General features: G+C 72.2%; 11 protein-coding genes. 7 read left to right on the plus strand and 4 right to left on the minus strand.

The window, feature by feature from the left end; translation table 11 throughout:
- Positions 1–53 precede the first annotated feature (53 nt).
- Together ACFV4F_RS37475 and ACFV4F_RS37480 are read right to left on the minus strand one after the other, a co-directional pair.
- A complete protein-coding gene (locus ACFV4F_RS37475; RefSeq protein ID WP_380509533.1) occupies positions 54–758 on the minus strand; it encodes an LAETG motif-containing sortase-dependent surface protein in 705 nt (234 codons plus the stop codon).
- Positions 759–1,057: 299 nt separating this feature from the next.
- Positions 1,058–2,374 carry a choice-of-anchor A family protein gene (locus tag ACFV4F_RS37480; protein ID WP_380509535.1) on the minus strand — a complete coding sequence of 439 codons (1,317 nt, stop codon included), beginning with the start codon at positions 2,372–2,374 and terminating at the stop codon, positions 1,058–1,060.
- Between the two features lie 177 nt (positions 2,375–2,551).
- Between ACFV4F_RS37480 and ACFV4F_RS37485 the strand changes: the two genes are divergently transcribed.
- On the plus strand, positions 2,552–3,532 hold the full coding sequence (locus ACFV4F_RS37485) for a heme A synthase (protein WP_380444481.1): 981 nt from the start codon (positions 2,552–2,554) through the stop codon (positions 3,530–3,532).
- Positions 3,533–3,606: 74 nt separating this feature from the next.
- Here ACFV4F_RS37485 and ACFV4F_RS37490 read toward each other — a convergent pair whose 3' ends face one another.
- Positions 3,607–3,939, minus strand: a complete 333-nt coding sequence (locus ACFV4F_RS37490; protein WP_380444457.1) for a hypothetical protein — start codon at positions 3,937–3,939, stop codon at positions 3,607–3,609.
- Between the two features lie 92 nt (positions 3,940–4,031).
- Between ACFV4F_RS37490 and ACFV4F_RS37495 the strand changes: the two genes are divergently transcribed.
- A complete protein-coding gene (locus tag ACFV4F_RS37495) occupies positions 4,032–4,673 on the plus strand; it encodes a DUF2461 domain-containing protein (RefSeq protein WP_380444455.1) in 642 nt (213 codons plus the stop codon).
- A gap of 78 nt (positions 4,674–4,751) precedes the next feature.
- On the opposite strand, the gene ACFV4F_RS37500 is transcribed toward ACFV4F_RS37495, so the two are convergent.
- Positions 4,752–5,699 (minus strand): heme o synthase, encoded by a 948-nt coding sequence (locus ACFV4F_RS37500; RefSeq protein ID WP_380444454.1) that lies wholly within the window; start codon positions 5,697–5,699, stop codon positions 4,752–4,754.
- Between the two features lie 448 nt (positions 5,700–6,147).
- Between ACFV4F_RS37500 and tkt the strand changes: the two genes are divergently transcribed.
- From tkt to pgl, 5 genes are all read left to right on the plus strand, one after another.
- Positions 6,148–8,247 (plus strand): transketolase, encoded by a 2,100-nt coding sequence (gene tkt, locus ACFV4F_RS37505; RefSeq protein ID WP_380509537.1) that lies wholly within the window; start codon positions 6,148–6,150, stop codon positions 8,245–8,247.
- Positions 8,248–8,403: 156 nt separating this feature from the next.
- Positions 8,404–9,546, plus strand: coding sequence for a transaldolase (tal, locus tag ACFV4F_RS37510; protein WP_380444452.1), 1,143 nt, complete (start codon positions 8,404–8,406; stop codon positions 9,544–9,546).
- A 70-nt stretch (positions 9,547–9,616) separates the two neighbouring features.
- The gene (gene zwf / locus ACFV4F_RS37515; RefSeq protein ID WP_380444480.1) at positions 9,617–11,164 is read left to right on the plus strand and encodes a glucose-6-phosphate dehydrogenase; all 1,548 of its coding nucleotides are present in this window, start codon (positions 9,617–9,619) and stop codon (positions 11,162–11,164) included.
- Entirely contained in the window at positions 11,161–12,273 is a 1,113-nt protein-coding gene (gene opcA, locus ACFV4F_RS37520) for a glucose-6-phosphate dehydrogenase assembly protein OpcA (protein ID WP_380444450.1), read from the plus strand. The genes zwf and opcA overlap by 4 nt, the downstream gene beginning before the upstream one ends.
- Positions 12,270–13,058: a 6-phosphogluconolactonase gene (pgl, locus tag ACFV4F_RS37525; RefSeq protein ID WP_380444449.1), complete on the plus strand. Its 789-nt coding sequence runs from the start codon at positions 12,270–12,272 to the stop codon at positions 13,056–13,058. Before opcA ends, pgl begins: the two co-directional genes overlap by 4 nt.
- Positions 13,059–13,170: the final 112 nt, after the last annotated feature.

A 13,170-nucleotide genomic window follows, 5' to 3' on the forward strand; every position in this document is an offset into this window, starting at 1 on the left:
CGCCCCCCGGCCACTTGAGGCCGGGGGGCGCCGTGCGTACTACCGGTGGACCGTCAGCTCTGGCTGCCGCCACGGCGCTTGCGGGCGAACAGCACGATCGCGCCGCCGAGCAGCAGCACCCCGGCGCCGGCCGCCGCGATGACGGGGGTGGCCGAGCTGCCACCGGTCTCGGCGAGGGCCGGACCGCCGGTGCTCGGCGCCGGGGCCGGGGTCTTGCTCGCGGGCGGAGTCACCGACGGGGCCGCGGTGCCCGGCGGGGTGGTGCTCGGGGTCGGCGTCACGCTGGGGACCGGCGTCGGCGGGGTGGTCGGCGTCGTCGTCGGGGTCGGCGTGGGGGTGGGCGTCTTGGTGGGCGTGGGGGTGGGCGTGGGGGTCGGCGTCGGCGTGTGGCAGGGCTGGATCGTCTCCGACTCGTCGATGTTCCAACCGGGCTCGGCCGGGGTCTCCGTGGTGGTCACCACGAAGGTCGCCTTGATCGGCGCGGAGTGGTCCTTCACCGGGAAGGTGCCGTGGAACTCCTTGCCGAACTTCTTGTCCAGCACCTTCTCACCGTCGATGGTGAGCGTGACGTTGTTCGTCACGGTGTCCTTCTCGCTGTACTTGACCAGATCGATCACGATCTTGTCGCAGTCCACCTTCCACGCCGGCACGTGGGCCGAAGCCGGCCAGGCCAGGCTCAGGGGCAGGAGGATTCCGGCCGCCACCGTACCGGCGAGTGCCGCCGCTCCGATCCCGAAGTGCCGCTGCTGTCGTGCCATTGCCCTGTTCCCCTCCGAACGGTCTTGTGCAGCAGGCGTGTTGAGTGCTTCGCGGTGGCCCGCTACGGCTGTCCGGGGGACTCTACCGGCACTCCCGCACCTCGCCACACCCCGCCGTACGACCGGATTTCGTCTGTCGGTCTCACGATGGATGTGCATGACCAGCCCACCACAGGCGCCACCACGCATAACGCGGAATCGGCGAACCCGAATGGACTTCGTCACCTGACTGAAAAAACGCAGCCCCCGGTGATCAGGTTCAATCACCGGGGGTGCGGCTTCGATCAGCCGACGAACGGTCAGGCCTTCTTCGCCGCCCGACGACGCGTCGCCACGACGATTCCACCGCCGGCCGCGAGCACCACGGCGCCGCCGATCGCCAGCGGCAGGACGGGCCCGGAACCGGTGTGCGCGAGCCCGCCTCCGGTGTTCGCCGACGCCGAGGGGCTCGCCGGCGCGGAGGCCGCCGGCGCACTGGTGGACGGCGAGGCGGACGCACTCGGCGACGCGCCCCCGCTCGGCTTCCCGCCCGCCGGTCCCGACGGCGTCCCGGACGGCGTTCCGGACGGCGTTCCGGACGGCTGCGCGGTGGCGCCCGGCGTCGACGGCGTGCCGGTCGGCACCACCGGCGTCCCGGTCGGGGTCGCGGACGGCGTCGGGAGGACGGCCGGCAGGCAGCCGGTGAAGGGGTAGTGGTGCGTCTCGGCGCCGCCCTTGCCGGTCAGCGAGGCGGCGATCACCGAGCCGTTGACCGGGCCGCCGCTGCCGAGGTCGAAGGCGGCGTTCGGGGCGAGCACCGTACCGGCCCAGGCGGCCTTGCTGCTCTTGACCACCTTGGTCGCGGACGGGAAGTTCCAGAGCAGCCCGGCCCGGACGGCACCGCCGGCCGCGCTCTGGAGCTTGTCGTCCAGGACGTAGGCCGCCTTGGCCTCGTCCCACAGCTGGAAGCCGGTGGTCCCGGCCGCCGCCATGTCGTACGACGAGCCGGTCACGGTGACGACGGTCACCGAGCCGGCCGGCACCCGGACGAAGACGTCCTTCGCGCCCTGGAGCTTCGCGGCGTCGACGGTGAAGCCGTTGTACTTCGCGTCCCCGCCGGTCAGCGTCAGCCTGCCGCCGTCGGCCTGGACGGTGGCCCCGGCGGTCTGCGGCACGGCGGCCAGCGCGGCGGAGGCGGCGCGCAGCTTGGCGAACTCGGCCTTGAAGTCGATCGGGGAGGCACCCCGGCCGACCTTGCCCTGGTGAGCCTCCAGCACCCCGGTCAGCGTGCCGCCGTAGACGCCGTTGCCCTTCATCACCTGGGTGTTGGTACCGGTCAGATCGCCGGCCACCACGAGGGCGTTGCCGCCCGGCAGGGCGGCGACCTGCTCGGCGGTGAGCTCCTGGCCGACCGAGAACCCGCCGCGGAAGTCGGCGTTGCCGCCCACCGCGACCGCGCCCTCGGCGTCCGGGGTGTGGGTGTCGTCGCCCTCGACGAACTCGCCGTAGAGGCCGGCGACCCCGAGGCCGCGGCACTCCTGGTCGGCGCCGACGGCCTGGGCGGCCGGCGCGACGAGGCCGGCCAGTGCGAGCGAGCCGCCGACCGCGAGCGCGGCGGCGGACGTGGATATGCGCATGTGCAGAGCTCCGCTTACGTGCGGGAGGAGTGGAGGGGGCCCGAAAAAGGTCTGGACCAATCCGCACTCTTTCGGCCGAACGGGTGAATGGTCAAGACCATTGACCGCCTTGACCGTAAGATCCGCTTTTGCGCTGACCCATGCCCCGCCCCAAGATCGGCTGTAAGGCCCCCTACGATTGACCGCGTGCTGAACCCCTTCTCCCTGCTCGCCGACCGCTGGCAGCCGTCCGCCGCGATGGTCCGGCGCGCCGCGTTCGCCGCGCTGGTGATGAGCGTGGTGATCGTCGTCACCGGCGGCGCCGTCCGCCTCACCGCCTCCGGCCTCGGCTGTACCACCTGGCCCCGCTGCACCGACGAGAGCCTGACGCCCACCGCCGAGATGGGCTTCCACGGCATCGTCGAGTTCACCAACCGAATGCTCACCTACGTGCTGAGCGCCGCGGTCGGCTGGGCGATCCTGGCCGCGCGCTGCCACCGCCCCTGGCGCCGCAGCCTGACGAAGCTGGGCTGGGCGCAGTTCTGGCTGGTGATGAGCAACGCCGTCCTCGGCGGCATCACCGTGCTGACCGGCCTCAACCCGTACACCGTCGCGCTGCACATGATCGCCGCGATGGCCCTGGTGTGGGTCGCGCTGCTGATGTGGGAGCGCAGCAAGGAGGGCGACGGCCCGGCGAAGCTCGCGGTGGCCGGCCCGATCCACCGGCTCTCCTACGTGCTGGTCGCCGCGATCGGAACGCTCGTCGCCGCCGGCACCCTGGTCACCGGCGCCGGCCACCACCCCGGCACGCCGCAGGACAACAAGATCGTGCCGCGCATCCCGATCGACTACGACCGCCTCGCGCAGTTCCACGCCGACTTCGCGTTCGTCTCGGTCGGCCTGGCGATTGCCGTGATCTTCGTCTTCGCGGCGGTCAAGGCCCCGCAGCCCGCCCGCGCCCGGGCCAAGGAACTCCTCGCCGTGCTCCTGCTCCAGGGCGTGCTCGGCTTCGTCCAGTACTTCACCGACGCTCCCGAGCTCATGGTCGGCCTGCACATGTTCCTGGCCACGCTGACCTGGATCGCCGCCCTGCGCGTCCCCCTCGCCCTGCGTACCCGCGCGGACGGGGAAGCCCCCGGACAGCTGCCCGCGCAGACCCCGCAGACCGCCTCGGTCTGACCCCTGCGGCACGCACGACGGCCCGGCTCCCCCGCAAAGGGAGCCGGGCCGTTCGCCGTACGGGGGCCGGGCGGTCAGCCGCCGAGCTGGATGCCGGCCATCCGCTTCCATTCGTACGGGCCGGTCTTCACCTTGAGGGCCAGCTCGCCCTCGAAGTCGTCGTGCAGGGTCAGCCCGGCCAGCTCGGCGGCCCGGCGGCCGACGGCGTAGCTCGGGGCCACCTGGTCGCCCCAGGCACCGTCCGCGCCGACCACGACGATCCGGGTGGCCACGGCGCCGACGTACTCGACGACCGCGTCGGCGCTGCCGCCGTGCTGCGCGGCGAAGCTGGTCAGGTTCTTGGCGATGCGCTTGGCGCGGCGCTCGGTGCGGGCGTCCGACGCGGCGGGGGTGGTCTCTGCGCTCATGCCCGCATGCTACCCACCGGTAGCGGCGCTGGCGACGGGAGCACCCTGTGCACCTGGCCACATACTGCCCCCGCTCGATCCATACTGGCCGTGTGACCTTCTCCGGCTGGCCTGCCGAGGCGCTCGAATTCTACGAGCACCTGGAGGCCGACAACTCGAAGACCTTCTGGCAGGCCCACAAGGACCGCTACGACGAGGCCGTGCGCGCCCCCATGGAGGAGCTGCTGGCCGAGCTTGAACCGGAGTTCGGGCCAGGGAAGATCTTCCGCCCCAACCGCGACGTCCGCTTCAGCGCCGACAAGTCCCCGTACAAGACGCACATCGGCGCCCACCTGGAGGCGGGCGGCTACGTCCAGCTCTCCGCCGACGGCCTGGCCTGCGGCAACGGCATGTACCAGCTCGCCGCGGACCAGCTGGAGCGCTACCGCGCGGCCGTCGCCGAGGACGTCTCCGGGGCCGAACTGGAGCGGGTGATCGCCCGGGTGGAGAAGGACGGCCCGCAGGTCTTCGGCCGCGACAGCCTGAAGTCCGCCCCGCGCGGCTACCCCAAGGACCACCCCAGGATCGAGCTGCTGCGCCACAAGGGCCTCGTGGCCTGGCAGGAGTGGCCGCCCGCGAAGTGGCTGGGCACCCGCACCGCGCACACCCGGATCGCCGCCTTCCTGCGGGCCTCCCAGCCGCTCAAGGACTGGCTGGACGGCCACGTCGGCCCGTCCGGACTCCCGGCCCGATGAGGGCCGGCGAACGAGGCCGGTGAACGCGGAAGAGCCCCGGTCCACCCGGACCGGGGCTCTTCTTCCGTACTGCCGCGCCTACTTCACGAACGGGTCGATCGCGCAGACCACGAACAGCAGCGACAGGTAGGTGATCGACCAGTGGAACAGCCGCATCTCCTTCAGCTTCGCGCCGACGACCCCGGCCTTGGCCCGCGCGTACAGCGCGTGCGCCTCGCGCAGCCAGGCCGCGCCGAGCACCACCGCGGCGACCGGGTACAGCCAGCTCATGTGCCCCAGCGGCCACAGCGCCAGCGAGACGGCCACCATGACCCAGGAGTAGGCGACGACCTGCTTGCCCACCGCCACGTTGCCCTTGACCACCGGCAGCATCGGCACGCCGGCGCGCAGGTAGTCGTCGCGCACCTTCATCGACAGCACCCAGGTGTGCGGCGGCGTCCAGAAGAACACCACCAGGAAGAGGATGACCGCCGCCCAGGACAGGGAGTTGGTGACGGAGGACCAGCCGACGAGCACCGGCATGCAGCCCGCGATGCCGCCCCACACGATGTTCTGCGAGGTGCGCCGCTTGAGGCCCAGCGTGTAGACGAAGACGTAGAACAGCAGGGCGCCGAGCGCGAGTCCGGAGGACAGCCAGTTGACGCCGAAACCGAGCAGCAGCGTCGAGACGACCGCGAGGACGATGCCGAACACCAGCGCCTCGCGCGGCGACACCATGCCGGTGACGATCGGGCGCCGCTCGGTGCGCGACATCACCGCGTCGATGTCGCGGTCGATGTACATGTTGAGGGCGTTGGCGCCGCCCGCCGAGAGGTAGCCGCCGACCACGACCTTCAGCACCAGCAGCATGTTCGGGACGCCCTGCTGGGCCAGGAACATCACCGGAACCGTGCTCATCAGCAGCAGTTCGATGATCCGCGGCTTGGTCAGTGCGACGAACGCGCCGACACGGGCCCCGATGGGCCGGTGCGCAGGAGTCGCCCCGGTGACCCCGGCGGGACGGGTTTCGACGGCGGTCACTAACACCCCAACTGAAGATGAATCCTCGCAGGCGTCGAAGGAAACGAAGGTCCCGAATCGTCCGCTCTGCGCGTACCACGCCACCTTAGACGCTCCATATCTCCCCACCGGCTCCGGGGTCCCCCGGCGGGGCGGAACGCACACCCCTGGGTGAACCCACGAACTCCGACCACTCGGTCCCGCCTCCCCCGTCCTGCTCATCGGAGGGGCAGGGCCCGCCAAAACAGGAGAGCCTGGGACAAAACGCCCCAGAGCGGCATCGTGGGAATCGCCATACCCGAATTCCGGTTGTCCCAGCACGCAGGGTGAGCCCCGGGCCGGACGGTAGGCTCGCACACAGAAGCGGGATCTACCCTCCGTGACCGGCACCACCAGCGTCGGGACCACAGCGCCGTGGCCGACCGGGTCCCCTTCACGGGGTCACTCTTCACAACGGAAGGAGCCCTGAGACAGGGTGAGCACGACGCCGACGAACACATTCGAGTGGTCCGAACTGGATGAGCGCACGGTTGACACGGCCCGGGTCCTGGCCATGGACGCCGTCCAGAAGGTCGGCAACGGACACCCCGGGACGGCCATGTCGCTGGCCCCGGCGGCGTACCTGATCTTCCAGCGTTTCCTGCGGCACGACCCCACCGACCCCTCCTGGGTGGGGCGCGACCGATTCGTCCTCTCCCCCGGGCACACCAGCCTGACCCTCTACACCCAGCTCTACCTCTCGGGCTACGGCCTGGAGCTGGACGACCTCAAGGCCTTCCGCGTCGCGGGCAGCCGCACCCCCGGTCACCCCGAGCACGGCCACACCGCCGGCGTCGAGACCACGACCGGTCCGCTCGGCCAGGGCATCGCCAACGCGGTCGGCATGGCGATGGCCGCCCGCTACGAGCGCGGCCTCTTCGACCCGGACGCCCCGGCCGGCGAGTCCCCGTTCGACCACACGATCTGGGCCATCGTCTCGGACGGCGACCTGGAGGAGGGCATCTCGGCCGAGGCCTCCTCGCTGGCCGGGCACCAGCAGCTGGGCAACCTCGTCGCCCTGTACGACGACAACCACATCTCCATCGAGGGCGACACCGAGACGGCCTTCTCCGAGGACGTCCTCAAGCGCTACGAGGCGTACGGCTGGCACGTCCAGCGGGTCACCCCGAAGGCGAACGGCGACATCGACGTCGCCGCCCTCGCCGACGCGCTGGCCGCCGCCAAGGCCGAGACCGCCCGCCCGTCGATGATCGCTATGCGCACGATCATCGCCTGGCCGGCCCCGGACGCCCAGAACACCGCCAAGGCCCACGGCTCCGCCCTCGGCGCCGCCGAGATCGCCGCCACCAAGAAGGTCCTGGGCTTCGACCCGGAGAAGACCTTCGAGGTCTCCGACAAGGTCATCGAGCACGCCCGCCTGGTGATCAAGCGCGGCAAGGCCGCCCGCGACGCGTGGCAGGGCTCCTTCGAGGCCTGGCGCGCCGCCAACCCGCACCGGGCCGGCGAGTTCGACCGCATCCAGGCCGGCGAGCTGCCCGAGGGCTGGAAGAAGACCGTCCCGGCCTTCCCGGCCGGGAAGGACGTCGCCACCCGCAAGGCCTCCGGCGAGACCCTCAAGGCGATCGGCGCGGTGGTCCCGGAGCTGTGGGGCGGCTCGGCCGACCTCGCGGAGTCCAACCTCACCACCATCGACGAGGAGAGCTCCTTCCTCCCCGAGGGCAACCCGCTGAAGTCGGCGAGCCCGTACGGCCGGACGATCCACTTCGGCATCCGCGAGCACGCCATGGGCTCGACCATGAACGGCATCGCCCTGCACGGCAGGACCCGCGTGTACGGCGGCACCTTCCTGGTCTTCGCGGACTACATGCGCCCGGCCGTCCGCCTGGCCGCGCTCATGAAGCTGCCGGTCACCTACGTCTGGACGCACGACTCCATCGGCCTCGGCGAGGACGGCCCGACCCACCAGCCGGTCGAGCACCTGGCCTCGCTGCGCGCCATCCCGGGCCTGTCCATGGTCCGCCCGGCCGACGCCAACGAGACCGCCGTCGCCTGGCGCACCGTCATCGAGCGGCAGACCAGCCACCCCGGCCCGGTCGGCCTGGCGCTCACCCGCCAGAACGTCCCGACCTTCGACCGCGAGGTCTTCGGCTCCGCCGAGGGCACCGCGAAGGGCGGCTACATCCTGGCCGAGGCCGGCAACGGCGACCCGCAGGTGATCCTCCTGGGCACCGGCTCCGAGGTCCAGCTGGCCGTCAAGGCCCGCGAGGTCCTGGAGGCCGAGGGCATCGCCACCCGCGTCGTCTCGCTGCCGTCCTTCGAGTGGTTCCAGGAGCAGGACCAGGCCTACCGCGACAGCGTGCTGCCGCCGTCGGTCAAGGCCCGCGTCTCGGTCGAGGCCGGCATCGCCCAGGGCTGGCGCGAGCTGGTCGGCGACCACGGCCGGATCGTTTCGCTGGACCACTTCGGCGCCTCCGCGGACTACCAGGTGCTGTTCGAGGAGTTCGGCCTGACCGCCGAGCGCGTGGTGGCCGAGGCCCACAACGCCCTGCGCTCCCTCGAAGCCGTCAACCGCTAGCCCCTCGGGGCGGGGGGGGGGCCCCCCCCCCCCCCCGCCCGGCCCCCCCCCCCCGCCCCGCCGCCCCCCCCCCGCCGCGCCCGCGCCCCCCCCCCCGGGGGCCCCCCCCGCCCCTCTGACGACCCCACGAAGACAGAAGAAGAAGGACTGAGCACCATGACCGACGCACTCAAGCGCCTCAGCGACGAAGGCGTGGCGATCTGGCTGGACGACCTCAGCCGCAAGCGGCTGAACTCCGGCAACCTGGCCGAGCTGGTGCAGAACAAGCACGTGGTGGGCGTCACCACCAACCCGACCATCTTCCAGAAGGCCATCGCCGGCAGCGGCGACAGCTCCTACGACGGCCAGCTGCGCGACCTCGCCGTCCGCAAGGTCACCACCGACGAGGCGATCCGCATGATCACCACCTCGGACGTGCGCGACGCCGCCGACGTGCTGCGCCCGGTCTACGACGCCTCCAACGGCCGCGACGGCCGCGTCTCCATCGAGGTCGACCCGCGCCTGGCGCACGAGACCGCCCCCACCGTCGCCGAGGCCAAGCAGCTGTGGTGGCTGGTCGACCGCCCGAACGTCTTCATCAAGATCCCCGCCACCAAGGCCGGCCTGCCCGCCATCGCCGAGGTCATCGGCAAGGGCATCAGCGTCAACGTCACGCTGATCTTCTCGCTGGACCGCTACAAGGCCGTCATGGACGCCTACCTGACCGGCCTGGAGTCCGCCAAGGCCAAGGGCCTGGACCTCTCCCAGATCGAGTCCGTCGCCTCCTTCTTCGTCTCCCGCGTGGACACCGAGATCGACAAGCGCCTGGACAAGATCGGCGGCGACGCCAAGAACCTGCGCTCCAAGGCCGCCCTGGCCAACGCCCGCCTCGCCTACCAGGCCTACGAGGACGTCTTCGGCAGCGTCGACGGCCAGACCGCCGGCAGCGCCCGCTGGAAGGCCCTGGAGGCCGCCGGCGCCAAGCCGCAGCGCCCGCTCTGGGCCTCCACCGGCGTCAAGGACCCGGCCCTGCCGGACACCCTGTACGTCACCGAGCTGGTCGCCCCCGGCACCGTGAACACGATGCCCGAGGCCACCCTGGACGCCACCGCCGACCACGGCGTGGTCACCGGCAACACCATCGTCCCCAACTACGCCGACGCCAAGGCCGTCCTGGACGCCATCGCGGCCGCCGGCGTGGACTACGACGACGTGGTCCAGGTGCTGGAGGACGAGGGCGTCGAGAAGTTCGAGCAGTCCTGGACCGAGCTGCTCGACACCGTCACCGCCTCGCTCGCGTCCTTCGCCGACGAGAAGTGACCCCTGCTCACCGCCAGCGCACGAAAGCGGAGCCCATCAAGTGAGCACTGATTTCCCCGAGTTGACACCGGTGTCGGACGCGGACGATCTCCCGGCCACTCCCGTCAACCCGCTTCGTGACCCCGCAGACCGACGGCTCCCGCGCATCGCGGGGCCGTCGGGCCTGGTCATCTTCGGGGTCACCGGCGACCTGTCCCGCAAGAAGCTGATGCCGGCGATCTACGACCTCGCCAACCGCGGACTGCTGCCGCCGGGCTTCTCGCTCGTCGGCTTCGCCCGCCGCGAGTGGGAGGACGAGGACTTCGCCAAGGAGGTCCACGACGCGGTCAAGGACCACGCCCGGACCCCGTTCCGGGAGGAGGTCTGGCAGCAGCTCGCCAAGGGCATGCGCTTCGTCCAGGGCACCTTCGACGACGACGACGCCTTCGACAAGCTCCGGGCGACCATCGAGGAGCTCGACAAGGCCCAGGGCACCGGCGGCAACTTCGCCTTCTACCTGTCCGTCCCGCCGAAGTTCTTCCCGACCGTCGTCCAGCAGCTCAAGAAGCACGGCCTGGCCGACCCTCCGCAGGGCTCCTGGCGCCGCGCCGTCATCGAGAAGCCCTTCGGCCACGACCTGGAGAGCGCGCAGGAGCTCAACAAGGTCGTCCACGAGGTCTTCCCGCGCGACGAGGTCTTCCGGATCGACCACTACCTGGGCAAGGAGACGGTCCAGAACATCCTGGCGCTGCGCTTCGCGAACCAGATGTTCGAGCCGATCTGGAACCGGTCCTACGTCGACCACGTGCAGATCACGATGGCCGAGGACATCGGCATCGGCGGCCGCGCCGGCTACTACGACGGCATCGGCTCCGCCCGCGACGTCATCCAGAACCACCTGCTCCAGCTGATGGCGCTCACCGCCATCGAGGAGCCCGCCTCCTTCCACCCCAAGGCGCTGGTCGCCGAGAAGCTGAAGGTGCTCAGCGCCGTCAAGCTCCCGGCCGACCTCGGCCGGCACACCGTGCGCGGCCAGTACGCGGCCGGCTGGCAGGGCGGCGAGGAGGTCGTCGGGTACCTCGACGAGGACGGCATCGACCCGGACTCCAAGACCGACACCTACGCGGCCATCAAGCTGGAGATCAACAACCGCCGCTGGGCGGGCGTCCCGTTCTACCTGCGCACCGGCAAGCGCCTCGGCCGCCGCGTCACCGAGATCGCGGTCGTCTTCCAGCGCGCCCCGTACCTGCCGTTCGACTCCTACGCGACCGAGGAGCTCGGGCAGAACGCCCTGGTCATCCGGGTCCAGCCGGACGAGGGCGTGACGGTGCGGTTCGGCTCCAAGGTCCCGGGCACCTCCTTCGAGGTCCGCGACGTCACGATGGACTTCGCCTACGGCGAGTCCTTCACCGAGTCCAGCCCCGAGGCCTACGAGCGGCTCATCCTCGACGTGCTGCTCGGCGACGCCAACCTGTTCCCGCGCCACCAGGAGGTCGAGCTCTCCTGGCAGATCCTCGACCCGATCGAGAGGTACTGGGACACCCACGGCAAGCCCGCCCAGTACGCGGCGGGGACCTGGGGCCCCGTCGAGGCGGACGAGATGCTCGCACGAGACGGCAGGAGCTGGCGCCGGCCATGAAGATCGACCTCACCAACACGACGTCGAGCAAGATCAACGCCGCCCTCATGGAGGCGCGCCGGGCCGGTGGCAGCACCGCCGCCGGCATGGTGCTCACCCTGGTGATCGTGACCGACGAGGGCAGCGCCTACGACGCCCTCAAGGCCGCCAACGACGCCTCCCGCGAGCACCCCTCGCGCACCCTCGCGGTGATCAAGCGCGCCGGGCGCTCGCCCCGGGCCCGCGCCGAGACCCGCCTGGACGCCGAGATCCTGGTCGGCTCGGACGCCGGCTCCGGCGAGACGGTCATCCTGCGCATGCACGGCGAACTCGCCGCGCACGCTCAGTCCGTCGTCCTGCCGCTGCTGCTGCCGGACGCCCCGGTCGTCGTCTGGTGGCCGGACAACGCGCCGCTCCACCCGGCGCAGGACCCGCTCGGCTCGATCGCCCAGCGCCGGATCACCGACGCGGTCACCGCCGAGTCCCCGGTCGGCCAGCTCGCCCAGCGGGCCCAGAGCTACACCCCGGGCGACACCGACCTGGCCTGGACCCGGATCACCGGCTGGCGCTCGATGCTCGCCGCGGCGCTCGACCAGCGCCCGTCGCAGATCGTCTCCGCCGTGGTGGAGGGCGAGTCGTACAACCCCAGCGTCGAGCTGCTCGGCCTGTGGCTGCACAACCGCCTGCACGTCCCGGTCGAGCGCGTCGTCACCGGCGGCCCCGGCATCACCGCGGTGCACCTGCGCACCAAGGACGGGGACATCACCCTGGACCGCCCGGACGGCCTGATGGGCACCCTGTCGATGCCCGGCTCGCCGGACCGCCAGGTGGCGCTCAAGCGGCGCGAGACCTCGGAGCTGATCGCCGAGGAGCTGCGCCGGCTCGACCCGGACGACATCTACTCGACGGCCGTGCGCACGCCCGTGGACCGCCTCCACGAGCCCGCCAACGCCGAGACGGTGGCCGCCGGGCGGCTCGCCCAGGCGGTCTCCGACGTGCCGGTGGCCAACCCCGACCGGGTGACGGCCGCCGCCGCGGAGAAGAAGCCCGCGGCGAAGAAGGCCGCCAGGAAGGCCGCGGAGAAGGCCGACGAGCCGGCCGGCGAGCAGGCCGCCGGGGACAGCGCATGACCAACGCCACCCCGCAGCTCGTCGTCCACCGCGACAAGGAGCTGATGGCCCAGGCGGCCGCGGCCCGGCTCATCACCCGGATCGTGGACGCCCAGGCCGCCCGCGGCACCGCCTCGGTGGTGCTCACCGGCGGCCGCAACGGCAACGCCCTGCTGGCCGCGATCGCCGCCTCCCCGGCGCGCGACGCGGTCGACTGGGCGCGGCTGGACCTCTGGTGGGGCGACGAGCGCTTCGTGCCCGCCGCGGACCCGGACCGCAACGCCGTCCAGGCCCGCGCCGAGCTGCTCGACGCCGTCCCGCTCGACCCGGCGCGGGTGCACGAGATGCCCGCCTCGGACGGCGTGGACGGCTCGGACGTCGAGGCCGCCGCCGCCCGCTACGCGCAGGAGCTGGCGAAGGCGGCCGGACCGGGCGACCGGACCGGCGTGCCGGCCTTCGACGTGCTGCTGCTGGGCGTCGGCCCGGACACCCACGTCGCGTCGCTGTTCCCGGAGCACCCGGGCGTGCGGGAGACCGAGCTGACGGTGGTCGGCGTGCGCGGGGCCCCCAAGCCCCCGCCGACCCGGATCTCGCTCACCCTCCCGGCGATCCGGGCGGCCCGCGAGGTCTGGCTGCTGGCGGCCGGCGAGGACAAGGCGGGCGCGGTCGCGCTGGCCCTGTCCGGCCCGGGCGAGATCCAGGCGCCCGCCTCCGGCGCGTACGGCCGCGGCCGCACGCTGTGGCTGCTGGACCGGGCCGCCGCCGAGCGGATCCCGCCGCAGCTGTACCCGCCGGCCTCGGCCTAGGGACTCAACGCCGAAGGGGGGCCCCCGGGGTGTGGGGGGGGGCCCGCGGGGGTGACGGGCCGCTGAGCGCCCGCCCCGGGGGCCCCGCCGCCGGGGGGGGAGCCGCGCCCGC

It is taken from the genome of Kitasatospora sp. NPDC059722 (genome assembly GCF_042733235.1).
In the GTDB taxonomy this organism is placed as follows: domain Bacteria; phylum Actinomycetota; class Actinomycetes; order Streptomycetales; family Streptomycetaceae; genus Kitasatospora.

What these genes read in the sequence shown, in the direction of transcription:
- pgl (WP_380444449.1), top strand. Translation starts at nt 12,270, where the DNA reads ATGACCAACGCCACCCCGCAGCTCGTCGTCCACCGCGACAAGGAGCTG.
- ACFV4F_RS37490 (WP_380444457.1), bottom strand. Translation starts at nt 3,939, where the DNA reads ATGAGCGCAGAGACCACCCCCGCCGCGTCGGACGCCCGCACCGAGCGC.
- ACFV4F_RS37480 (WP_380509535.1), bottom strand. Translation starts at nt 2,374, where the DNA reads ATGCGCATATCCACGTCCGCCGCCGCGCTCGCGGTCGGCGGCTCGCTC.
- tal (WP_380444452.1), top strand. Translation starts at nt 8,404, where the DNA reads ATGACCGACGCACTCAAGCGCCTCAGCGACGAAGGCGTGGCGATCTGG.
- opcA (WP_380444450.1), top strand. Translation starts at nt 11,161, where the DNA reads ATGAAGATCGACCTCACCAACACGACGTCGAGCAAGATCAACGCCGCC.
- ACFV4F_RS37475 (WP_380509533.1), bottom strand. Translation starts at nt 758, where the DNA reads ATGGCACGACAGCAGCGGCACTTCGGGATCGGAGCGGCGGCACTCGCC.